Source organism: Commensalibacter communis (genome assembly GCF_947179015.1).
In the GTDB taxonomy this organism is placed as follows: Bacteria; Pseudomonadota; Alphaproteobacteria; order Acetobacterales; family Acetobacteraceae; genus Commensalibacter; species Commensalibacter communis.
Map to the genome: position 1 here is coordinate 41,345 of NZ_CAMXCM010000004.1, position 22,197 is coordinate 63,541.

The 22,197-nt window shown below is 37.1% G+C and carries 21 protein-coding genes and 1 tRNA gene; 10 read left to right on the top strand and 12 right to left on the bottom strand.

Going from position 1 to position 22,197, the window contains the following annotated elements:
* Positions 1 to 91 precede the first annotated feature (91 nt).
* Both PQG54_RS08230 and PQG54_RS08235 read left to right on the top strand, forming a co-directional pair.
* Entirely contained in the window at positions 92 to 979 is an 888-nt protein-coding gene (locus tag PQG54_RS08230; protein ID WP_271789969.1) for a LysR family transcriptional regulator, read from the top strand.
* A 563-nt stretch (positions 980 to 1,542) separates the two neighbouring features.
* Positions 1,543 to 2,322 carry an SEL1-like repeat protein gene (locus PQG54_RS08235; protein WP_271790062.1) on the top strand — a complete coding sequence of 260 codons (780 nt, stop codon included), beginning with the start codon at positions 1,543 to 1,545 and terminating at the stop codon, positions 2,320 to 2,322.
* Positions 2,323 to 2,437: 115 nt separating this feature from the next.
* On the opposite strand, the gene PQG54_RS08240 is transcribed toward PQG54_RS08235, so the two are convergent.
* From PQG54_RS08240 to PQG54_RS08265, 6 genes are all read right to left on the bottom strand, one after another.
* Positions 2,438 to 2,866, bottom strand: coding sequence for a hypothetical protein (locus PQG54_RS08240; RefSeq protein WP_271789970.1), 429 nt, complete (start codon positions 2,864 to 2,866; stop codon positions 2,438 to 2,440).
* Positions 2,867 to 2,871: 5 nt separating this feature from the next.
* The gene (locus tag PQG54_RS08245) at positions 2,872 to 3,066 is read right to left on the bottom strand and encodes a hypothetical protein (protein ID WP_271789971.1); all 195 of its coding nucleotides are present in this window, start codon (positions 3,064 to 3,066) and stop codon (positions 2,872 to 2,874) included.
* 91 nt (positions 3,067 to 3,157) lie between these two features.
* Positions 3,158 to 4,444 (bottom strand): adenylosuccinate synthase, encoded by a 1,287-nt coding sequence (locus PQG54_RS08250; RefSeq protein ID WP_271789972.1) that lies wholly within the window; start codon positions 4,442 to 4,444, stop codon positions 3,158 to 3,160.
* A gap of 62 nt (positions 4,445 to 4,506) precedes the next feature.
* Positions 4,507 to 5,664, bottom strand: a complete 1,158-nt coding sequence (locus PQG54_RS08255; protein WP_271789973.1) for an ATP phosphoribosyltransferase regulatory subunit — start codon at positions 5,662 to 5,664, stop codon at positions 4,507 to 4,509.
* 45 nt (positions 5,665 to 5,709) lie between these two features.
* Positions 5,710 to 6,888, bottom strand: a complete 1,179-nt coding sequence (locus PQG54_RS08260; protein WP_271789974.1) for a phosphoserine transaminase — start codon at positions 6,886 to 6,888, stop codon at positions 5,710 to 5,712.
* Between the two features lie 49 nt (positions 6,889 to 6,937).
* Positions 6,938 to 7,021: transfer RNA gene (locus PQG54_RS08265), tRNA-Leu, on the bottom strand.
* A 258-nt stretch (positions 7,022 to 7,279) separates the two neighbouring features.
* Here PQG54_RS08265 and PQG54_RS08270 point away from each other — a divergent pair.
* Complete coding sequence (locus PQG54_RS08270) at positions 7,280 to 8,728, top strand: glycoside hydrolase family 32 protein (RefSeq protein WP_271789975.1); 1,449 nt, start codon at positions 7,280 to 7,282, stop codon at positions 8,726 to 8,728.
* A 233-nt stretch (positions 8,729 to 8,961) separates the two neighbouring features.
* Positions 8,962 to 10,314: a DUF3472 domain-containing protein gene (locus tag PQG54_RS08275; RefSeq protein WP_271789976.1), complete on the top strand. Its 1,353-nt coding sequence runs from the start codon at positions 8,962 to 8,964 to the stop codon at positions 10,312 to 10,314.
* Positions 10,315 to 10,586: 272 nt separating this feature from the next.
* Here the strand turns inward: PQG54_RS08275 and PQG54_RS08280 are convergent, their stop codons facing one another.
* Entirely contained in the window at positions 10,587 to 10,937 is a 351-nt protein-coding gene (locus PQG54_RS08280) for a DUF5713 family protein (protein ID WP_271789977.1), read from the bottom strand.
* 119 nt (positions 10,938 to 11,056) lie between these two features.
* Here PQG54_RS08280 and PQG54_RS08285 point away from each other — a divergent pair, with 119 nt between their 5' ends.
* Together PQG54_RS08285 and PQG54_RS08290 are read left to right on the top strand one after the other, a co-directional pair.
* Positions 11,057 to 11,803 carry an SDR family NAD(P)-dependent oxidoreductase gene (locus PQG54_RS08285; RefSeq protein WP_271789978.1) on the top strand — a complete coding sequence of 249 codons (747 nt, stop codon included), beginning with the start codon at positions 11,057 to 11,059 and terminating at the stop codon, positions 11,801 to 11,803.
* Positions 11,804 to 11,999: 196 nt separating this feature from the next.
* Positions 12,000 to 13,265 (top strand): serine hydrolase domain-containing protein, encoded by a 1,266-nt coding sequence (locus PQG54_RS08290; protein WP_271789979.1) that lies wholly within the window; start codon positions 12,000 to 12,002, stop codon positions 13,263 to 13,265.
* Between the two features lie 108 nt (positions 13,266 to 13,373).
* Here PQG54_RS08290 and PQG54_RS08295 read toward each other — a convergent pair whose 3' ends face one another.
* Positions 13,374 to 14,129, bottom strand: coding sequence for a tetratricopeptide repeat protein (locus PQG54_RS08295; protein ID WP_271789980.1), 756 nt, complete (start codon positions 14,127 to 14,129; stop codon positions 13,374 to 13,376).
* Positions 14,130 to 14,351: 222 nt separating this feature from the next.
* Between PQG54_RS08295 and PQG54_RS08300 the strand changes: the two genes are divergently transcribed.
* Together PQG54_RS08300 and PQG54_RS08305 are read left to right on the top strand one after the other, a co-directional pair.
* Complete coding sequence (locus PQG54_RS08300; RefSeq protein ID WP_271789981.1) at positions 14,352 to 15,899, top strand: alanine/glycine:cation symporter family protein; 1,548 nt, start codon at positions 14,352 to 14,354, stop codon at positions 15,897 to 15,899.
* Positions 15,900 to 16,007: 108 nt separating this feature from the next.
* Entirely contained in the window at positions 16,008 to 16,766 is a 759-nt protein-coding gene (locus tag PQG54_RS08305) for a hypothetical protein (protein ID WP_271789982.1), read from the top strand.
* 13 nt (positions 16,767 to 16,779) lie between these two features.
* On the opposite strand, the gene PQG54_RS08310 is transcribed toward PQG54_RS08305, so the two are convergent.
* On the bottom strand, positions 16,780 to 17,160 hold the full coding sequence (locus PQG54_RS08310; RefSeq protein WP_271789983.1) for a hypothetical protein: 381 nt from the start codon (positions 17,158 to 17,160) through the stop codon (positions 16,780 to 16,782).
* Positions 17,161 to 17,191: 31 nt separating this feature from the next.
* Positions 17,192 to 18,109, bottom strand: a complete 918-nt coding sequence (argC, locus tag PQG54_RS08315) for an N-acetyl-gamma-glutamyl-phosphate reductase (RefSeq protein ID WP_271789984.1) — start codon at positions 18,107 to 18,109, stop codon at positions 17,192 to 17,194.
* Between the two features lie 375 nt (positions 18,110 to 18,484).
* On the opposite strand from argC, the gene PQG54_RS08320 reads away from it, so the two are divergent.
* Complete coding sequence (locus tag PQG54_RS08320) at positions 18,485 to 19,618, top strand: tetratricopeptide repeat protein (protein WP_271789985.1); 1,134 nt, start codon at positions 18,485 to 18,487, stop codon at positions 19,616 to 19,618.
* Positions 19,619 to 19,713: 95 nt separating this feature from the next.
* The gene (locus PQG54_RS08325; RefSeq protein ID WP_271789986.1) at positions 19,714 to 20,862 is read left to right on the top strand and encodes a tetratricopeptide repeat protein; all 1,149 of its coding nucleotides are present in this window, start codon (positions 19,714 to 19,716) and stop codon (positions 20,860 to 20,862) included.
* A 147-nt stretch (positions 20,863 to 21,009) separates the two neighbouring features.
* On the opposite strand, the gene PQG54_RS08330 is transcribed toward PQG54_RS08325, so the two are convergent.
* Together PQG54_RS08330 and rpsI are read right to left on the bottom strand one after the other, a co-directional pair.
* Complete coding sequence (locus tag PQG54_RS08330; RefSeq protein WP_271789987.1) at positions 21,010 to 21,489, bottom strand: GNAT family N-acetyltransferase; 480 nt, start codon at positions 21,487 to 21,489, stop codon at positions 21,010 to 21,012.
* Between the two features lie 211 nt (positions 21,490 to 21,700).
* On the bottom strand, positions 21,701 to 22,195 hold the full coding sequence (gene rpsI / locus PQG54_RS08335; protein ID WP_271789988.1) for a 30S ribosomal protein S9: 495 nt from the start codon (positions 22,193 to 22,195) through the stop codon (positions 21,701 to 21,703).
* Positions 22,196 to 22,197: the final 2 nt, after the last annotated feature.

A 22,197-nucleotide genomic window follows, 5' to 3' on the forward strand; every position in this document is an offset into this window, starting at 1 on the left:
GTTGATTACAGCTTACGAATAATTTTTTTTGATTGGAAATGGTTTATAATCATATAAGCTATAACTAAAAGGTATAGAGGGGTTATAGATCATGGATATTCGTGCACTGAGATATTTTGTCGAAGTCGTTCAATTAAACGGATTTAGCCGTGCGTCTGATACATTATGCGTTACTCAACCCGCAATCAGCCGTACGATTCAACATCTTGAAGACGAGTTAGGATTTAAGCTGTTAATTCGTGAAGTTGATGGGGTAAAGCTGACCGATGAAGGGAACATCTTATTTGATCAAGCCAAAGAATTACTGCGCCAATTTAATGCGATTAAACATTCTTTAAAAGATAAATCTGGCCCCTTAAAAGGCACCTTAAATGTTGGGATTCCACCGATTATTTCTTCGACTTATTTTGCTGATATTATTTTAACCTTTACCAAACTGCACCCTCAAGTAGAGCTGAAGATTTTTGAAATGGGTACCAACAAAATTATCAAAGCATTAAATGAAGGCACCATTGAAACCGCCACCGTTGTTTTACCACTTTCAGATCATAATTTTGATATTCAAAAATGTTCCACAGAGCGACTAGCCCTTATCGTCAATAAATCTCATTCATTTGCTTCAAAAAAAGAAATTCAGTTTATTAAGTTGCTTCAACAACCTTTAATTTTATTCGCTGATGATTTTCGTATTAATGATTTGATTATCAGTGCCTGTGGTATTCATTCAGCAAAACCCATCATTGCAGGACGCAGCAATCATCTAGACCTTATAACCGCTATGGTCAAAGCAGGCGTTGGTATTACCTTATTACCCGAAAGTATGTGGGAACAGAATTCCAAAGAGGACTTGGTGATTATTCCCGTGATTGATCCCATTCTTTCCTATGAAATTGCGCTGGTCAATGTCAGAAGCATCTATCAAAGCCGCAGCTGCCAATCATGGAATCAATTAGTGCTAGATAAATTCCTATCGAAATAAGCGATTTAAACCGAGATAGTACTTATCGTCATAAACCATGGTGAATGACCTTGCTTGAATTAAAAAAACCTCGTTATCGTTTTCATAAAAAGAAATTGACTGGAGAATACTACCAATGCTTATTAGCGCCTAATGATGATAAAATTATACCACGCAATCAAGCCATCATGACTATTTTTTAATTATATATACGGCATTAATTTTTATTTAAAATTTAGTATCTGGGAACAAAGCAAGAGCTACATATCGCTGTATCAATCATGGTTTTCAAAAGAAATTACAAGACGATAGCAATAACGCTACATATATGAAATATATTATACAATCCAATAAACCATCATATATTTTCATTACAAAACTCATTAATATAAATTTATTATAGTCAGAAACCCCAATCACAGAAAATATATAAAAAGATGAGAAAATTCAAATATATCGCAGCCTTTGTTATTGGTTTTACCTGCTTAACCACACAATCATTTGCAGCTGATCCCAACACTCCACCAGACTTTCAAACCACCATACAATAGGCAGATCAAGGCGTTGCAGGCGCCCAGTTTAATCTGGATCTCATGTACTACAAAGGTCTAAATGTGCCTCAAGACTATTTCAAAGCCGTAGAATATTATAAAAAAGCTGCCGACCAAGGCGTTGCAGAAGCTCAATATAATCTGGGCATCATGTATGATAAGGGTCAAGGCGTGCCTCAGGACTATTTCAAAGCCGTAGAATATTACGAAAAAGCTGCCGATCAAGGCAATGTAAACGCCCAATCTAATCTGGGTGTCATGTATGATAATGGCCACGGCGTGCCTCAAAATGATGCCAAAGCCTTCGAATACTACAAAAAAGCCGCCGACCAAGGCAATGCAAAAGCCCAACTTAATCTGGGTGTCATGTATGATAATGGTCAAGGCGTGCCTCAGAACAAGGCAAAAGCCATCGAATATTACAAAAAAGCTGCCGACCAAGGCAATGCAAAAGCCCAATCTAATCTGGGCATCATGTATTACAAGGGTCAAGGCGTGCCTCAGGACTATTTCAAAGCCGTAGAATATTACAAAAAAGCTGCCGATCAAGGCAATGCACAAGCCCAACTTAATCTAGGTGTCATGTATGAAAATGGTCAAGGCTTACCTCAAGACTATTTCAAAGCTGTCGAATATTACAAAAAAGCTGCCGATCAAGGCTATGCACAAGCCCAATTTAGTCTGGGCAACATGTATTACAAGGGTCAGGGCATTCCCCAAAATCAATCCCAAGCAAAAGCGTATTATAAACAAGCATGCTTAAATAAAAGTCAAAAAGGATGTGATCTTTATAAAATGCTTAACCAAGAATAATTTATACGATCTCACCCATTGCCTGTTGAAAATTTTATTCTTTCAACAGGCTTTGTAACTATACATCATTAAGAATAAGGCATTACAGAGTTAAACAATCACTGAAGATTATCACTCATCTTGATATACGTCTGATTTTACCATACACACATCCCGACAAAACCCATATTCCCAAAAGCAATGTTAAATAAATAAAGAAACCGATCATCACCATAAATGCAACACCAGAGATTACCTCGGATGGGTGTGTGACAAATCCGATATCTTGTATCCCAACCCACATCTTCATCTCTTCTTCGGATAAATTATTCATATCCTTGAAACATTCATAACATGTGTTCACAAGAAAAAAGATAAAAGGTAATGGAATCATGACGGCACATCCAGCTGCTAATCCTTGTAAAACATAAAAAAAAGCACTGGTTTTAATGCCCATTTGTTTCAAAGAGAAAAAGAAAAATATATTTATTTTTCTTTTAGGAAAATTATTCTCTTGAACGACTATGTTTTGACGAAAACGACCATATCTTACTCTTGAAATCAATAATACTAATACCAAAAAAACAAATATAAAATAACAGTCAACACACAAACCTCTACTATTAGATAAGGTCTGCCCTCAAAAATAATCAGTCGAATAACCAATGCTATCCATAACCATATAATCAACGCAATATTTAAACGATGCAACCCAACGGATACACGGTCTTCTTTACATCCCAGTCTCTTTAAAAAATAATTCATGAGAAACGACTCTTTATGCAGAATAAATCATAAAAAAAGGATAGCCTTTCGACTATCCTTTTGAAATAAAAATGTTTTCTATATAAAATAATTAAGCCACAAAATCCTCAGACTTAATCGTATCTTCACGTTCTGGGCTGGTGGAGATAATAGCAACTTTGACGCCCGTTAATTCTTCGATCCGTTTGATATAATTATTAGCTGCATCAGGTAAGCCATCACGGCTTCTGACCCCATATGTGCTTTGATCCCAACCAGGCATAGATTCATAAATCGGTTTCAGACGTTTTTGAGCTTCTAAAGTATAAGGGAAACGATTAATTTGCTTACCGTCTAATTCGTACCCAACGCAGATTTTAATTTCTTTTAACCCGTCCAGAACATCCAGTTTCATGAGGGCTAGCCCATCCAAACCACCCACTTGCACGGCACGTTTGACCAGTACCGCATCAAACCAACCACAACGACGTGGGCGACCTGTGACTGTGCCAAATTCATGACCTTTTTCGCCCAAGAATTTACCCACATCATCAAATAATTCTGTTGGGAAAGGCCCTGCACCAACACGAGTAGTATAGGCTTTAGCAATCCCTAAAATATATCCACCCGCACGAGGACCCGTGCCACTGCCAACGCCTGTTTGTGCAGCAACCGTATTAGAGCTGGTGACAAAAGGATATGTGCCATGATCGACATCAAGCATGACTGCCTGAGCCCCTTCAAACAACACAAATTTATCTTGTTCCAAAGCATTTGCGAGTAATTCAGGAACATGCGCCATAAAAGGTAATACCTTAGGGGCAATATCCATTAAATATGCCAAAATTTCTTCTTTGGTAAAGGTCTTTTCACCCAAAGAAGCCAATAACGCATTATGATGAGCCAATAACTCGTCTAAACGCCAATCAAGGGTTTCTGGTTCCGTCAAATCACATAAACGAATAGCACGGCGCGCAACTTTATCTTCATAAGCAGGGCCAATACCACGACCTGTTGTGCCAATTTTCTTGTCACCACGCGCTTTTTCACGCGCTTGATCCAATGCCACATGAGATGGTAAAATCAAAGGGCAATTTTCAGCAACTTTTAAACAATCAGGCGTAATTTCAATATGTTGATCTTTAAACCGTGCAATCTCATTCAATAAAGCCTGTGGATCAACCACAACCCCATTACCAATCACGCTTGTTTTTTTACGTACAACACCAGAAGGCAACAAAGAAAGCTTATAACTTTCTCCATCAATCACCAACGTATGCCCAGCATTGTGTCCCCCTTGGAAACGAACAACGACATCTGCTCGGCTGGCTAGCCAATCGACAATTTTACCTTTTCCTTCATCACCCCATTGAGAACCCACGATGGTAACACTGGACATAAAATTTTTCCTACCAAATATATTAAAAAGTTGAATCAAAGCACCTAAAATGCAATCAAAGATTAATCGGCAACAGCCTTTAACTCTTTATCTTGCAAAATATAATTACAGTTTAACCGACGTGCTTCTGTTAACGCATCTTCTTCTTCGGTCAATCCCATAAGCAGAATATACCCATCCTGACGCAAGCCACGGACTTCTTCTATTGTATATCCAAATGGAATAAAAACACGTTCACGTTGAAAGCAATCATCATCATTAATCAAAGGTAATAAAAGATCAGGTCGTAATGTCAATCCGCAAGCAGGCTCACCATTATTCGATAAATAACGACCACCACGTCCAACCTCACCACTAATTCCACTCATATAAACCGAGAAACATAAACCCGTATGATAATCCCAACCACGAAATTCAACAGGATCAATGGTAAGTTGTAAAAGAGGATTATGTGTTTTGACTGCTTGAACCACAGTAAATAGACGATCCAATAGTTGCTGTGAATCTGCAGGTAAGTCTAGCCCCTTTAACATCTCAATAGCACGATCTGCTGGCCCCGCAGCTTGCAACATTGTTGTTAAAATACCAGCAAGACTACCACCATATTGTTGAACTGCTGCAACGTCTTTGCGATCCAACGCACGCATTAATAATTTCGTTTGTTGCTCGTCAAAATTTTCGGTTTGAATAATACTATTTGCCAATTGTGGCATCATCAAATCAATAGAAATAGGCGGAAGGAGATCTTCTACACCCATCGCCTCAGCAGTCACAATAATAATTTCTGCATCTGCTTGTGGACTATCAATCCCAATAAGCTCTATCCCAGCTTGTAAAATTTGTCTGGCAGCACTGTGCTTTGCGCCACTGACCAACACACAAGGACCCGCATAAGATAAGCGCAACGGACGGGGTGAATTGACTAAACGTGTTGCTGCAATCCGAGCAATTTGTGGCGTAATATCTGGGCGCAGACCCATCATATAATGCGTTTCAGGATCCATCACTCGAAACGTTTGTTCAGCAATCCCTGATCCTGCATGTAACAAAAGGCTTTGTTCAAATTCTAGCAAAGGAGGGCTGACCCGTTCATACCCGTAATCAGAAAACGCATCAATCATCCATTGAACGATCTCATCCTCATTCTGTGCGTATGGAGGTAAAAGATCACGAAAACCAATCGGTAGCAGAGCATTGCTCATCTCTGGATCATCAATCATAGGGTCTTGCTTTACTTTAATTTATTAAAAGACTATTTGGACATATTAATAGCTAGATTTGACAAAAGCAAATGCCCAGTCCAGCCACGGCAATAATAATTCAATATCAGAGGTTTCAACCGTTGCCCCACCCCAAATACGCAACCCTAATGGTGCATCACGATAGCTGGCTAAATCATACCCTGCTTTTTCCTGGGCAATTAATTTTGTTATTTTAGTAAATGCAACTTGTTGTTCTTTTGCATCTAGCGCCACAAACCACGGATCAATAATTTTCAAGCAAATAGATGTATTCGAACGAAACTCTTCTTGACTTGCCAAAAATTCAACCCAAGGCGTTTTGGCAACCCATTGTGCGATAACCGCTAAGTTTTGATCGCAACGTTTTTTTAACCCTTGTAATCCACCAACAGATTGCGCCCAGCGCAACCCATCCAACGCATCTTCGACACATAACATTGAAGGCGTATTGATCGTATCCCCTTCAAAGATTTTGTCATTTAACTTTCCTTGCTTTAACAAGCGGAAAATCTTTGGTAATGGACGCAGTTGCTCGGTTTCTTCCAACCGTTTAATTGCGTTAGGAGATAACGCAATCATTCCATGGGCAGCTTCCCCACCCAACGCTTTTTGCCAAGACCACGTCACAATATCCAGTTTAGACCAAGGTAAGTCCATCGCAAACGCAGCAGAAGTTGCATCACAAATAATTAAACCATCATGATGTTGTGGAATAAAATCATCATTTGGAATTTTAACCCCAGAGGTCGTTCCATTCCAAACCATCACCACATCATGATCCCAATTAATTCTACTCAAATCAGGCAAATCACCATAATCCGCATGTAATAGGGTTGCATCAGGTAATTTTAATTGTTTGACAATATCCGTCACCCATTCGGCTGAAAAACTGTCAAAAGAAACCATATCAACAGGACGTGACCCCAACAGAGCCCATAATGCCAGCTCAACCGCACCCGTATCCGATGCAGGGGTAATCCCAACTTTCCAGTCGCTTGGAATACCCAGAATGTCAGCAGATAGATCAATGACGTCTTTTAATTTCTGACGCCCTTCTGCCGAACGATGGGAACGACCAACCAGTGCATCCTTTAACACATCCAAAGTCCAACCAGGACGTTTTGCACATGGTCCAGAAGAAAAAGAAGGATTATTTGGTTTTTGATGAGGTTTTGGGGGTATATTTGAAATTGTCATTGACATCAGAGCTCACAATTACATCACGCATATTCATGTTGTATAATATGCAATTTGGTGCGAAAGGGGGGATTTGAACCCCCACGCCTTGCGGCGGTCGATTTTGAGTCGACTACGTCTACCGTTCCGTCACTCTCGCTTATGTAATTCTCTTAACAGATATTCGTATCAAAAGACAATGTTCTTTTAAAAAAAAACAAGAAAAATTGCAAGTATTATTATTTAATATATTTAAAATTTATTTTTGTAACATAATGAATTTAGTATTTTAAATATACTTAAAGTAGTATATACTAATAATTATATATAGTTATACGATATTAAACTATATATAAGTATAGATATTTCAACTTATACTATATTTAATTTTTTTATTTTATTTAAAAAGGAATTTACAATGGAAACATTATCACAAGCAGATATTTTTGTGAAAAATACTGCAAAAACACTTGATAATTTATATTACCCAAAATTTCACGTCGCTGCAGAATCTGGATGGATTAACGATCCAAATGGTTTGATTTACATTAACGGTACTTATCATTTCTTCTTTCAACATTATCCCTATAGTGCCGAATGGGGTCCAATGCATTGGGGTCATGTAATCAGTAAAGATTTGGTACATTGGGAACATCTTCCAATCGCCCTTTACCCTGACCAAGATTATGACCGTGACGGATGTTATTCTGGTTCAGCTGTAGATAATAATGGTGTTTTGACCTTAATCTATACAGGCAATGTCTATTTAGGTGCTGAAGGCGATGATACCCATATTCGCCAAGTTCAATGTATGGCGACCAGCACTGATGGTATCAATTTTGTTAAACATGGTCCTGTTTTATATCCACCCGAAGGGATTATGCATTTCCGTGATCCAAAAGTCTGGCGTGCCAGGGACTCATGGTGGATGGTTGTTGGCGCACGCCCAGAAAATAATCTAGGCGAAGTCAGATTGTATCAATCTTCTAACCTTACTGACTGGACTTTTGTGAGAATTTTGGATCAAGCACAAACTTCAGCCGAAGGGTTTATGTGGGAATGTCCTGATTTCTTTAATGTGAATAACAAAGACATCTTAATTACCTCACCACAAGGGATACCAGCCCAAGGGTATGATTATCGCAATCTATATCAAAGCGGTTATCGTTGTGGCGTTTGGGAACAAGATTCATCTTTTACAGTTCAAGAAGAATTCAAAGAAATCGATCATGGTCACGATTTTTATGCGCCACAATCCTTTACGGCTGCTGATGGTCGTCGTATTATGGTCGGTTGGATGAATATGTGGAATACCGCCATGCCTACGCAAAAACATGGATGGGCTGGCGCATTTACCCTTCCTCGTGAGGTCAATTATAATGAACATGGTCGTTTGCTGTGCACACCAATTGTCGAGTTAGAGCAATTAAGAACCAGCCACGACATATTCAAACCGTTTACCGTTACCAATATTCATATGGGCTTAGCGCAGCAATACCAAGAATATAAAATCTCTTTTGATTTGGCGAATAGTACAGCAGAAGAATATGGTATTATGATTGGTGATGGTGCTAAATTATTTATTGATGCACAATCTCAACGTCTTGTATTAAAACGCGAGAGTAAGAATCCCGTATTAAATACAGAGCGTAGCATTCCACTAATTGCATGTTCAAAAATTAATTTACATATTTTTGTTGATGCGTCTTCTATCGAAGTGTTCGTTAATGATGGAGAATATTCTTTAACCAGCAATTTCTATCCAACGAATGGAGATAGTAAATTCACATTCTACGCAAATAGCGGGCAAGCACGTGTTTCTGCTGCAGAATTTTGGAAGCTATCTAATATTTATTCCAACTGCTAATTATTATTAGTATAATTTCCTCTTTTACTTGACGAAAATAAGTAAAAGAGGGATTATTTTAATTTTTTACAAAATTAACATTTTATCATATTTTATTCTATTAAATATAAATTTATTAATCCATTATTTACACTATAAATACGTATTAATATTATTATTAAAAATTAACTTTATTTCAACTATATTTAGAAAACCTTATTATGATTAAGTATAAAAGAATTTTATTTATTTTAATGTGGACCATTATTGCACAAGGCAGTAGTGTAATCAATTCACGTGCCTATACACCTTCGGGGGAATGGACGTTACAAAAAAGCAGCCCAACAGTAAAAGATTACTCTATGAGAGTAGATGTTGATCCTGGAGAACAATATAGCGGTGCTGGTTATGCACCATCTTCTGTTTACTGGGCTGAATACATTACTTTTAATAATGCCAGTGGTGGGTATCTGGGATTACAACGTGCCAACGGAAAAAAAATTGCTCTAGCCTCTATCTGGGATGGCACTGGTGCAAAAGCTGGTATTTTACCCACTGTAAATTGTTATGAATTTGGATCCTGTTCCAGTATCAAAGGTGAATACAATTGGAAAGTTGGACACAAATATCGTTTTCGTGTAGAAAAAAGCCCTAGAACACCATCAGATAACGCTGGAGATTGGTGGCAAATATCACTTGCTGATTTAACTACAGGTACCATTGATATTCTAGGCGAATTAAAAACACCGAAATGGAATGGGCTGAAAAATTACAATGGCGTTTTCCTTGAATATTTTACAGGACCATACCAATGTAACTCTTTACGTCATTCAAAAACAACTATGGGACAAATTAAAGGTAATTATGGCAAAGAAACAGCTTTAAGTTCGTCAAATGCTTCAATTTATGGAAACCCACATACTTGTGGTCAGGAATATCTGTTACCCAATATGACAGAAGCAGATCACGGTTCAACTGCATCTAATAACAAAGGCACACTAACCTTACTAGGCAACAATTATCGTGGTATTCATCAATGGGGAAAATATCAAAAACAAGCCAAAAAAGGTATGATGTTTGCTAGCAATCCAACTGTAGCAGAACCTTATATATATGAGGCTTTACATGATGGTGTATATGGGGCCTTTCCTGCCAAGGGTGCGGATAATAAAGATTGGAAATCCATAGGCATTGGATACCCAATTATTAATGATTTATATTTTCGTAACCAAAGAGTTTATGAATGGGAAGAACTAAAAAACAGCAATGTTAAAATTGGTGACTATTTTGTTTATCATAACCCAATCAACTTAGACACAGAATACTTTAAATTGACCCAAACAAATCCAGGATATTTTCCTACCGATAAAACTAATGGTAATGGTTGGGAGTATGTAGGTCGTTATTCAAGAAGTAGCGAAAATCTTTATAATAATCTTCCTGTCCACACTTGGAACGACAGCAACCACTCAGGCAAAAAAGGAGAGCTGTACTACGATACTTCAACAAAAATGTACTTTATTCTTAAAAACACTGGTAGCTATTGGTATTTTCCGACAACTGCAACAGATAATCAGTATTGGCAGTTTTTCGGGTATAATCCATAATACACTAATATTTTAAAATAATTTTACCTATACCTCTATCTATTTTCATAAATGCAATTTTTAATAGATAGAGGATAGTTACATAGCTATTTATCTTATCACACAACGTTACTTTTTTTAATTAGAACGAAATACTATACAAAATTGGAAATTTTCTCAATTCTTTATTGCCCTGTATAATGAGCTTTTATTACAGACGTGTGAGCTGACAATGCATCAAATAAGAAATCAATTTAAATATCTATTAAAATATATTAATTTAAAAACAATCATTACCAATCTCTATTTTCTATTGCCTCTTCATATTGATCTTCATCCAAATCAAAACCATAATTTTTCAAAATAAAAATAAAATCTCCACAAATACATTCTCTGGCAGCTGTTTCCAATTCACTCTCTGCTTCCCAAAATTCTTCTTGAATATTATTAATCGCCTCAACAGCTGCATGCGTTAAAACGCATAATGCTTTCATATCTTTAGGTTGCTGCTTTTCAATTTGCTCACATAAATGACGCAAAGTGTCTTCAATTTTTTTAACCAGATGGTCTGGAAAGTAACTATCCTTATACATCTCTGTTAAAAAATTATATTGCTGCATGGTTGCATTTTGAATTGCCATCATTGCACCCTTTTCATAATAAAAATTGAATCAACATGTTGTGACACTATCATTAAAATCAACAAATTCATATTATATACAGATATGATTATATCCATTCACTATGTAACCAAGAGGGAATTATGAGTTTTAAAAATAAAACAATTATTATCACTGGGGGTGCCAGTGGTATTGGAAAAGCAACCGTTGAAAAATTTTGTCAACTCGGTGCCAATGTTGTTATTGCAGATCTTAATGATAAAGAAGGACAAGCTCTATCTGATAATCTGAATACTGAAGGTCATAGAACCCTTTTTATTAAGATTGATGTCACCAGCGAAGATGAAAACAAAATGTTAATAGAAAAGACCGTACAGCATTTTGGGGATTTAAACATTGTTTTTGCTAATGCAGGCATTGCTAATGACAACTCTATTGACAAATTAGACTTTGAACATTGGAAAAGAACCATCGATATAAACCTGAGCGCCGTTTATTTATTAGATAAATATGCCATTGAATATTGGTTAAATCAAAACAAACCTGGCGTGATTGTAAATTGTGGTTCGATTCACTCTTGGGTTGGCAAACAAAGCGTTACTGCTTATGCCGCATCCAAAGGAGGGGTCAAATTATTAACCCAAACATTGGCCATTGATTATGCGGCCAAAAATATCCGTGTTAATGCCGTTTGCCCTGGCTATATTGATACACCATTATTAAAAATCCTGCCTGCAACTGTCAAAAAATCTCTTGAAGAATTACACCCTATTGGACGTCTTGGAAAACCAGAAGAAGTCGCCAATGTTGTGGCATTCCTTGCCAGTGACGAGGCATCTTTTGTCAATGGTGCTGCGCTCTTGGTTGATGGTGGATATGTCGCACAATAAAACAATATTACGTGATCGTTCATTTCATTAAAGGATAAAATGAGAATATTTTATCCTTTAATATTAATAAGATAATAAACATCGTCAAATATAATTAGACTCATTTTAACCTTATTCATGACAATAATATGATTTGGAAAATATTAAATACAATTTACGTTTGAAGTATCTATATATATGCAATAAGGGAATTTATATGAAAAAAATACTAAGCGTTTCATTATTATCAATGACAATGTTGGTATCATTGCAAAATCTTGCACATGCTAACACAACACAAAGCGGCGAAACCAGACAAAGCGTCAAAGCAAATGCTGGAAATGGATTTTATTATCCTGCCAATCGATGGTCATACCAACATATGCAACAATTATATCCCTCTGCAAATGTCGACGGTCAACATTACTCCAACGGTTTACCTAAAAAATTACAAAATCTAGATGATTTGATGGTCAAAGATGGCCGAGGTAAACAAGTTAAACTTACCCAATATTTAGAAGAAACCTATACAGATTCATTTGTTGTTGTCAAAGATGGTCAAATTATTTATGAAAAATACTTAAATGGACAAGATGAGAGAACTCGTCATCAAATGATGTCTGTTACAAAATCCATTAGCTCAACAGCCATTCAACCTTTGATTGATGAAGGCAAAATCGATCCGAATGCCAAAGTTACCAAATATGTCCCTGAGCTTGCAGGATCTGCATGGGCAGATGCGACTGTTCAACAAGTCAGAGATATGTTGGTCAGCCTTGATTATACCGAAAACTATGATGATCCAAAATCAGGCTTTAATAACTATTTAAGAGCGATGGGTTTTACTGCCCCTGACACAGAATTTAAAAATACGATTGGTATTCACAAATTCTTGCAAGGGATTAAAAAAGGCAAAGGCGAACACGGGAAAATATTCAATTATGCAACCCCAAACACCGATGTTCTTTGCTGGATTGCACAAAAAGCCTCTGGAAAAAATGCTGAAACTCTGATTGATCAAAATTTATGGTCAAAATTATCCACGATACGAGATGCTTATCTTCTTGTTGACCGTCAAGGACAGGCTTTTTGTGGTGCAGGATCTAATGCCACAGCCGTTGATTTAGCAAAATTTGGGATGATTATGGCAAATGACGGTAAATTAGGCGACCAACAAATCGTCAGCAAAAAATATGTTGATGAAGTTATCAAAGGCGGTTCTAAAGAAGCATTCGATAACAGCCATTATGCCCATTTTGAATCAACTAAAGGATGGACATATAAAGATCAGTGGTGGATCAGAAACAACCCTAATCATGCCTTTGCGGCGGTAGGTATTTATGACCAAATCGTTTATGTTGATCCAACGGCCAAAGTCGTCGTTGTAAAACAAAGTTCTAGAAAAGTTGCAGAAAAAGACGATGATGATACAGCCGTATATACTGTCATTGATACAATTATTAGTAAACTAGATCATAAATAAGCTACCTAAAATAGTTCAATTGATTTAGCCTTAATCTATACTCGAGTGATAAAATTTTAAAATTTTATCACTTATTTTAATAAGAACCACAGAAAAACAAAAATATAACTAGTGAATAAAATTTGCGTAGAAATCACAAGCATCTTTATTTTTATTTAGGCAAGATTGCTTTAAGAAATATTTGGATTTTTGTATATCTTTCGCAATACCTTGCCCTTGATAATATATTACCCCAAGTATTGCTTGGGCTTTTGCATCCTCTTGGTTGGCAGCGCTGGTAAGCCATTTTATCGCTTTTGATGAATTTTGAGTTACACCATCCCCTTTTAGATACATTAACCCAAGTACTGCTTGGGCTTTTGGATTGCCTTGTTTGGCAGATTTGGTGAATAGTTCTGCAGCTCTGGCATAGTTTTGAGGAACAGCTTTGCCGCCTCCATACATAGTGCCAAGTAAATATTGCGCAGAATCATTTCCTTGATTAGCAGATTTAGTAAACCATTCCACCGCTTTGGAATAGTCTTGAGGAACGCCCTGCCCTTGTAAATACATTGTCCCAAGCATTCCTTGAGCATTTGCATCTCCTTGATTAGCAGCTTTTGTAAACAACTCTACAGCTCTAGAATAGTTTTTAGGAACCTTATCTCCGTAAAAATATTGCAGTCCTAAAGAAAAATTATTTACTGATTTCCATTTGTCAGTATTTTTAGTAAAAAATTTGATTGCTTCAGATTCCGAATAGCTTTTAGAATTTTCTTGCTTGTATTTAGGGTTCGGTAATGAATCAACATTATTACAAAATCCTTTTATAGGGAAAAACCAAGGGATTATGCTTAATAATAAATAGTAAGGTGTTTTTTTCATTTAATTAAACAGTTTTGTTATATAATTTCTGTAATCTGCATTATTCTACCAATATCAAAAAAACAATTTGGATAAAATACAATATTGATTTCTTTACTCCGATCTCATTTGCCACTCAATCAACACAGCCCACGTGTAAAATCAAACGATCAACTCTGTAATCCCTATTCATTAACAGATATTCGCTTTATATTCATTCCACAAATCATGTGAGTATCTACTGTGAATACTATTTTCAATTTCATTAACCAATTTTTTGCATTCCTAGCTCCAATTACCGATGCTGTTTGGGATTTTCCAACCAATATTGCTTGGTATAAACATATCCCAATCTTAGGACAGTTCTCTTTTCCTGTTCTTTTATTAATGGGTGTTGGGATTTATTTCACCATTCGCACACGCTTTATTCAACGACACAGCTTTGCCCCAGCAATCAAGATTATGCTGGCTCGACAACCTTCTAAACAAGGGGTTAGTGCCATAGGGTCATTTATGCTGGGACTGGCAATGCGTGCAGGACCAGGGAATATTGTTGGTATTACTGGCGCCATTTCCATTGGCGGGCCAGGTGCTTTATTCTGGATGTGGGTTGCAGCCTTTTTTGGCATGGCATCTGCTTTTACTGAATCTGTATTGGCACAGCTTTTCAAAGAAAAGAAAGGTGATGAATTTGTTGGTGGATTACCTTTTTATGGGAAACGCTTGCTTGGAAATAACCACTTTGTTGGCTTCTTTTTATCGTGCGTTTTTATCACCTATGCGCTCTTTAATATCCCTGCTCAAACGTTTAACGTGTTCTCTGCCATTGGTGCCATTGCACAAGCCACAACAGGGCATCACTATAGCCATCAATCGACTTTATATTATACGATTGCAGTTATTCTTGTCATCGCATGCGCCTTTATTATCTTTGGTGGGATCCGCCGTGTTGTGGCTTATTCTGATGTGTTAGTTCCCATCAAAGCCGTTATCTTTATTGGTATATCCATTATTATTATTCTCATTAATTTTCCATTAATTCCTTATTTTTTCCGTGAAGTTATTGTCGGTGCGTTTGCCCCTCATGCCATTTTTGGTGGAGCAATAGGAACTGCCCTTGCCCAAGGGGTCAAAAGAGGTTTGATGTCGAACGAAGCGGGTCAAGGAACCATCACGATGGCGGCGGCGATTGCCAATAATCGTCACCCTTGTGAACAAGGATTAGTCCAAAGTTTTGGGGTCTTTTTCGATACGATGGTCATTTGCACCATGACAGGTTTTATCGTCATTATGGCACATGTTTGGACTGGATCAGTTGATGGTATGATGTGGGAGTCCGTCAGAGCCTCAAAAATCACTTTATATTTGACCTCGGTTCATACCCTTGTCCCCTCGTCCGTTGCCACCATCATTGAAATTATTATGTGTGCTTGTTATGGATTATTTGCGTTTACAACCCTGCTCGGCATGATTTCTTTTGCCGAAATTTCAGCCAATTTTATTTCTAAAAAATACAGCTTTATTTTAATCATTCGAATATTGGGATCTTTGGTATTTGTTCCCTTTGGGATCTTAACCATCCTAGCAGGATTAGAGCTGGGAAATTTATGGTATATTTCTGACCTCATGAATATCGTCATGGTGTATCTCAATATTCCTTTGTTACTCTTGGGATTACCCTTTGTATTAAAAGCACTTGCTGATTATCGCAAAAATAAAGGGGTATCCTTTGATTCTGAACAATATGGGTTTATGACTGAATGTTGGAATGAGAAAAAGGATGTGAAGTAAACTAAATCACCTACCATCGCCCTCACCTTCAGTCAAAAACAATGGTATTTTTCAAACGAAACTTATATTATCCATATATAAATCGTAATAATATTTAAGTAGGTTCCAATGGCAGCAAGAGAAAACAAATTCCGCGAAGAACTGGATAGGTTGATTGAAAAAGGTGAAAATTTAAATCAAGCTATACAAAGTGAATGTGATTCAGAAGATTCAAGTCAAACTACTTCTAAATTTAGAGATAATTATCAACAATGGTACAGTCTTACATTGGAAATAGTTAAACATATCTTACCCAGTAGATTAGATGATTTTAAAGACCACTATCAATATCAAGGAGCAAGTAAAGGTTTATATTCTGATAATTATCGCATTGATGATTATTGTAATAAAAGAAAAATTTTGCAAAAAAATAACTTTATAATTCCTTTTGAAACAGTCATTCCTCACTTTCAACAACAACTTAGCATCCTAAAAGCAACTAAAGAAATGCTATCATCTACACTGCTTGACTTAAAAGCGCTTGTACAAGCTGATTTGTTTGATTCTGAAATAGATATTGCAAAAGAGCTCGCTAAAAAAGGGTTCTTCAGAGCTGCTGGTGCTATTTGTGGTGTTGTTATTGAAAAACATCTTCTGACTCTATGTCAAAATCATAACATTGAAATCGATAAGAAACATCCTACGATTAGTGATTTATGTGAACCGTTAAAGAAAGAAGAAATTATCAGCCAACCTGATTGGCGTTCAATTCAGTTTTGTGCTGATATTCGCAATCTTTGTTGCCACAATAAAGAACAAGAACCAACCGAAGAGCAAGTCGACGACCTAATTGATGGCACCGATAAAATCATCAAAACAATATCCTAATCAAAAGCTGACTTTATAAATACTCATTCAGCTCTACCCATTCTTGCATATCATCAATCACCATGTGCATCCATGACCAAATATCGGGTAATTTTTTCATAATAGAAAACCCTTCATTCGTCCACCCATGCAAAATATAGACTTGCTCTGCCTTATTCGTTACATCCACTAAAAATGCAGCCAAGTCATCATTATCTTGGCGACGTGCAAAAACAAACAGCTTTTCGTTGCAAATATTTGGCCATAATGTATGAGCAAAGAAGCATTTTTGTTGCTCCATAAAATACCAAGGTTCCATTTCAGCTAATACATCATATTTAGCTAAATTCTCTGCAATCAGCCTTTGATAGAATTTAGGAAATATAATTTCTGATTGATGGGCTTGGTCAGTCATTTTTTCTCTTTGCTCTTTAGTATTTCAATTGCTACACACCCAACATCAATCGAATATTCTGTATCGCTGCGCCAGAGGCACCTTTGCCAAGATTATCAAAAGTCGCCGTTAATACCACCATATCTTGACGTACGTTACTATGCACATGTAACTCCATTTGATCGGTCAGTGCCAAATGATCCCCAGATACTTTAGCTGGTACTTCATCAACAAAAGACACGACATTCCCATCAGCATAATGTTGTTGTAGGCATTGCTTTATATCATCAATATTGGCGTTATTAGACAATGTATCCACATGCAATGGAACAGAAACAATCATCCCTTGCGGAAAATTCCCTACTGATGGGACAAAAATAGGCTCACGGCTTAACCCCGCATAATGCACGATCTCTGGCAAATGTTTATGCTGCAAACTTAATCCATAAAGCATAAAAGGTGGCGCATCTTTTGTAACTTCATAAGACGCAATCATTTGCTTGCCGCCACCACTATAACCACTAATCGCATTAATCGTCAGTGGATAATCCTTTGCGATAATGCCAGCCTTGACCAATGGATGAAGTAAAGCAATCGCACCGCTGGAATAACATCCAGGATTAGCAACCAATGGTGCAGATTTGATTTTCTCAGCTTGCCCCAAATCCAACTCAGCAAATCCATAGACCCAATCTGGATGGGTTCTGAAAGCAGTACTGGCATCTAAAACCTTGGGTTGGTGTCCTGACAAAGATTGAATAGCAGCCACTGATTCCCGCGATGCTTCATCAGGTAAGCACAACACAACCAAGTCCACTTGTGCCATCATATCCAAGCGCACTTTCATATCATGGCGTTGTTCAACAGGAATAGAACAGACTTGCACAGGCAAGTTGCCCAAGCGTTGACGAATTCCTAAACCCGTTGTTCCATATTCACCATCAATGAAAATCTTTGGCATTTGAGACATCATGCACCTTTATTCAAAAATAAGTTAATGTTCGACTATATGACAAAGTTGCTGAAATAATCAACAACATCTACCACCTTTATTTATTCCCCATCATATATCTGAACAATAATCATTTTGTTTTTAGATCTTTAAAAATATTCCTGCGTAATAAAGTATAATTTGACGATAAGAAATTTACCTTTTTATGTTTCAAAATTATTAGGGTACAAGGCAATTCCTTGAGATATTTATGCTCAATATAATCTTGGTACAATGCTTATAAAAGGTTAAAGAACAAATAAAATGATTAATACTTTGATTTAGAATATAAGTGTTTGTTTTCTAAATAAAGCACGAATAAAATATCTATCTTCCAAAGGGAATAGTTCGATTATGAGTTTTTTAAAAGGAATACTTTCTAGTTTGATCAATAATACGAACGAAACGTCACAATCGGTTGATATTGATTGTCAGCAAAATGAGCAAGATATCAAAGAATTAGAGCAAAAAGCTCACCAAGGAGACATTGATGCCCAATATAATCTTGGGGTAATATATGATAATCGCCCAGATTTTGTTCAAGCAGCAAAATGGTATCATAAAGCAGCCGATCAAGGACATATAGATGCTCAGTATCACCTTGCTACGATGTATGAAGAAGGACAAGGCGTTCCACAAGATTATGTCCAAGCAGTAAAATATTACCGTCAAGCTGGTAAGCAAGGGTCTGTGGAGGCTCTATATTTTCTGGGTTTGATGTATAAAAATGCCAAGGGTGTGTCTCAAGATTATATAAAAGTAATAGAATATTTTACCAAAGCTGCCGAACAAGGCTATGTTTTAGCACAATATAATCTTGGTCGTTTATATTATCATGGTCAAGATGTGCCTCAGAATTATTCTAATGCTCTTAACTGGTTTACCAAAGCTTCCAACCAAGGAGATGTGGATGCTCAAAATGACCTTGGTGTAATGTATGATGCAGGTCAAGGCGTTGCACAAGATTATGAAAAGGCAGCTGAATATTTTACTAAGAGCGCCGAGCAAGGGAATCTCTTAGCTATATTTAATTTGGGTCTGATGTATGAAAATGGACAAGGTGTACCTCAGGATTATGCAAAAGCAATTGAATTATATTCTGAAGCGGGCAGCTGTGGACATATCAATGCTCAAAATACGTTGGGAGTAATATATGAGACTGGTCAAATTGCTCCGCAGGATTATACAAAAGCATTAGAATGGTATCATAAAGCCGCAAATCAAGAGGATGCTGATGCCCAATATCATCTTGGTCGAATGTATTATCATGGTCGAGGTGTTTCACAAGATACTATAAAATCAGTGGAATATTTTACCAAAGCTGCCAATCAAGGACATATCAATGCTCAATACAACCTTGGGGTAATGTATGAAAACGGGGTGGGTGTTCCGCAAGATAAAGAAAAAGCATTGGAATATTATCAACAGGCTTGTTCAAATGGCTATCAGAAAAGCTGTGATGCTTATGAACAGTTGAAGGATGAATAAAACTTTCATAAGTTTAAGTGTTTATAATGATAAAAGAATATTCTATTATCAATAAGACCCGCTAAGGGTAAGCGATACTTAAAGGAACGTTTATTATGAATTTTTTCAAAAAAATCTTTTCAAGTATTAAAAACGATGCAAGCAAAGCACAGCAATCCTTTAAAACCTATTCCCAGCCAAATGAACAAGAGATTGCAGAGCTAGAGCAAAAAGCCGCGCAAGGTGATGCTGTCGCTCAAAGGACTTTAGGACAATTTTATGATAATGGTATTTCCGTTCCACCAAATTATGATAAAGCTCGTGAATTATTTCAAAAAGCAGCCGATCAAGGGGATGCAGAGGCTCAATTTCATTTAGCATATATGTATGAGTATGCTGCTGGTATTCCAAAAGATTATTTAACGGCCATATTTTACTATCTAAGGTCAGGGGATCAAGGATATGTCAAAGCACAATTTCATCTTGGCGAAATATATAGCGTAGGTGCTTGTAGTGTTCCGCAGAATATAAATACAGCGATTGAATGGTACCGCAAAGCTGCAGACCAAGGACACGCAGAAGCACAATTTCAGCTTGGAGAAATATACAATATTGGTGAAGATGTTCCTCAAGATATTAATAGTGCATTAGAATGGTATCAAAAAGCAGCGGATCAAGGGCATGTTTACGCACAATATAGAATTGGATCTGCATATTATATAGGTCAAGGAGTTGCGCAAAATTACAAAAAAGCATTGGAATGGTATCAGAAAGCTGCCGAGCAAGGAGATGAAGATTCTCAATATAACCTTGGAATAATGTATGAACAGGGTTTGGGTACGCGTCGAAATTATAAAAAAGCGATAGAATGGTATCAAAAGGCTGCTGAGCGAGAGGATGAGGGCGCGCAATATAAGCTTGGAATGATATACTGGCATGGAGATGGTGTTCCTCAGGATAATGTAAAAGCGAAGAAATGGTTTCAACAGGCTGCCGATCAAGGTCATGTATCTGCCATTTATAATCTTGGGTTAATATACTGGCGAGGAGAAGGCGTTCCCGAAGATGAAGCCAAAGCAATGGAATATTTTATCGATGCTACGGATCAAGATCATGCAGAGGCACAATATTGTATTGGTGTAATATACGAGTACGGGGGGACTGTTCCAAAAGATTTAGAAAAGGCTAAAAAATATTATCAACAGGCTTGTTCAAATGGGTCAAAAGACGGCTGTGATGCTTACGAAAGACTAAATAACGAATAGCACCAAAATATATCACCAAGTCACACATCAACCATAAAAATCCTTGAGCTACAATCTATAATTACGCTAAACTTAAGATTGAACCAAACGATCCTCACCATACGATACAAATTTGTAGTTAACTATATACAATACCCCCTTACCTACTCAGAGACATTTTTCAAGAACAACATATTGTTCCTCAAATCCTAAATGCTCATAAATTGCTCTAGCCTGTTGATTTCGCCCTAGCGCAGGAATCCTCAGCCATTTACAACCCGCATCTTTTGCACGTTGTTCACATGCTTGCATTAATTGCTTGCCAACGCCCAAACCTCTCGCTTGAGGGCTAACAGAAATATGACTGATTAAGCCATAAGTAAAATCCAACTCATCAAATTCTCCTCTCTGAGGAACCTTTGTAAAAATTGTTGCAAAGCCCACAATGACGCTATCAAGTTCCGCAACCAAAATATATCCATTTTCTCGCTGGCATTGCTCCTGTAACGTTTGAATATACCAACTATCTATCGCTTCTACAGGTTTCATTCGATCATAAATTGCTAGCTCATAAGCTTGAAGATAGCGCACTATTTCTAAAAATTGCGTAGCATCATTCTCACGAAACTCTCTAATATTTAATGACATTTTGTTTCTTTATATCCGTCGGATAATGTTTAATGAAAACAATAATAGGTGGTTAAAAAAGAATGATAGGTTTTATAAAAAAGTTTATAACTTCAATCAATATGTAAACATGATGCAGCCACATATTCGTATAAGACCAATATTCTCAACAAAAAAGGCGGTGGAAAGTTTGATCTTTCCCCGCCTTTTTTGAAATACAAAACTGTAAATCTTAACGTTTGCTGAACTGGAAAGAACGGCGAGCTTTTGCTTTACCGTATTTTTTACGTTCAACAACACGTGGATCACGTGTTAAGAATCCAGCTGCTTTCAATGCGCCACGTAATTCTGGTTCATAGTTACAAAGCGCACGGCTGAGGCCATGACGAACTGCACCTGCTTGACCAGAAAGACCACCACCGCTGACGGTACAATAAATATCAAATTGTCCTTGGCGATCAGCAACTTCGAAAGGTTGGTTAATCAACATACGCAATACTGGACGTGCAAAATATACGTCAACAACACGACCGTTTACAGTGATTTCACCTTTACCAGGCTTGATCCATACGCGAGCAACTGCATCTTTACGACGACCTGTTGCATATGCACGACCAAATTGGTCACGTTTTGGTTCACGAATAACAGTTTCTTGTGCCAAAGGCGTGTTTGCAACAGCCCCTTTAAGATCTGCCAAACCACCAGTACGTTCTTGTGTTTCTGACATCT

What these genes read in the sequence shown, in the direction of transcription:
- PQG54_RS08230 (WP_271789969.1), top strand. Translation starts at nt 92, where the DNA reads ATGGATATTCGTGCACTGAGATATTTTGTCGAAGTCGTTCAATTAAAC.
- PQG54_RS08245 (WP_271789971.1), bottom strand. Translation starts at nt 3,066, where the DNA reads ATGAATTATTTTTTAAAGAGACTGGGATGTAAAGAAGACCGTGTATCC.
- PQG54_RS08250 (WP_271789972.1), bottom strand. Translation starts at nt 4,444, where the DNA reads ATGTCCAGTGTTACCATCGTGGGTTCTCAATGGGGTGATGAAGGAAAA.
- PQG54_RS08255 (WP_271789973.1), bottom strand. Translation starts at nt 5,664, where the DNA reads ATGATTGATGATCCAGAGATGAGCAATGCTCTGCTACCGATTGGTTTT.
- PQG54_RS08260 (WP_271789974.1), bottom strand. Translation starts at nt 6,888, where the DNA reads ATGTCAATGACAATTTCAAATATACCCCCAAAACCTCATCAAAAACCA.
- PQG54_RS08270 (WP_271789975.1), top strand. Translation starts at nt 7,280, where the DNA reads ATGGAAACATTATCACAAGCAGATATTTTTGTGAAAAATACTGCAAAA.
- PQG54_RS08275 (WP_271789976.1), top strand. Translation starts at nt 8,962, where the DNA reads ATGTGGACCATTATTGCACAAGGCAGTAGTGTAATCAATTCACGTGCC.
- PQG54_RS08280 (WP_271789977.1), bottom strand. Translation starts at nt 10,937, where the DNA reads ATGATGGCAATTCAAAATGCAACCATGCAGCAATATAATTTTTTAACA.
- PQG54_RS08285 (WP_271789978.1), top strand. Translation starts at nt 11,057, where the DNA reads ATGAGTTTTAAAAATAAAACAATTATTATCACTGGGGGTGCCAGTGGT.
- PQG54_RS08290 (WP_271789979.1), top strand. Translation starts at nt 12,000, where the DNA reads ATGAAAAAAATACTAAGCGTTTCATTATTATCAATGACAATGTTGGTA.
- PQG54_RS08295 (WP_271789980.1), bottom strand. Translation starts at nt 14,129, where the DNA reads ATGAAAAAAACACCTTACTATTTATTATTAAGCATAATCCCTTGGTTT.
- PQG54_RS08305 (WP_271789982.1), top strand. Translation starts at nt 16,008, where the DNA reads ATGGCAGCAAGAGAAAACAAATTCCGCGAAGAACTGGATAGGTTGATT.
- PQG54_RS08310 (WP_271789983.1), bottom strand. Translation starts at nt 17,160, where the DNA reads ATGACTGACCAAGCCCATCAATCAGAAATTATATTTCCTAAATTCTAT.
- argC (WP_271789984.1), bottom strand. Translation starts at nt 18,109, where the DNA reads ATGTCTCAAATGCCAAAGATTTTCATTGATGGTGAATATGGAACAACG.
- PQG54_RS08320 (WP_271789985.1), top strand. Translation starts at nt 18,485, where the DNA reads ATGAGTTTTTTAAAAGGAATACTTTCTAGTTTGATCAATAATACGAAC.
- PQG54_RS08325 (WP_271789986.1), top strand. Translation starts at nt 19,714, where the DNA reads ATGAATTTTTTCAAAAAAATCTTTTCAAGTATTAAAAACGATGCAAGC.
- PQG54_RS08330 (WP_271789987.1), bottom strand. Translation starts at nt 21,489, where the DNA reads ATGTCATTAAATATTAGAGAGTTTCGTGAGAATGATGCTACGCAATTT.
- rpsI (WP_271789988.1), bottom strand. Translation starts at nt 22,195, where the DNA reads ATGTCAGAAACACAAGAACGTACTGGTGGTTTGGCAGATCTTAAAGGG.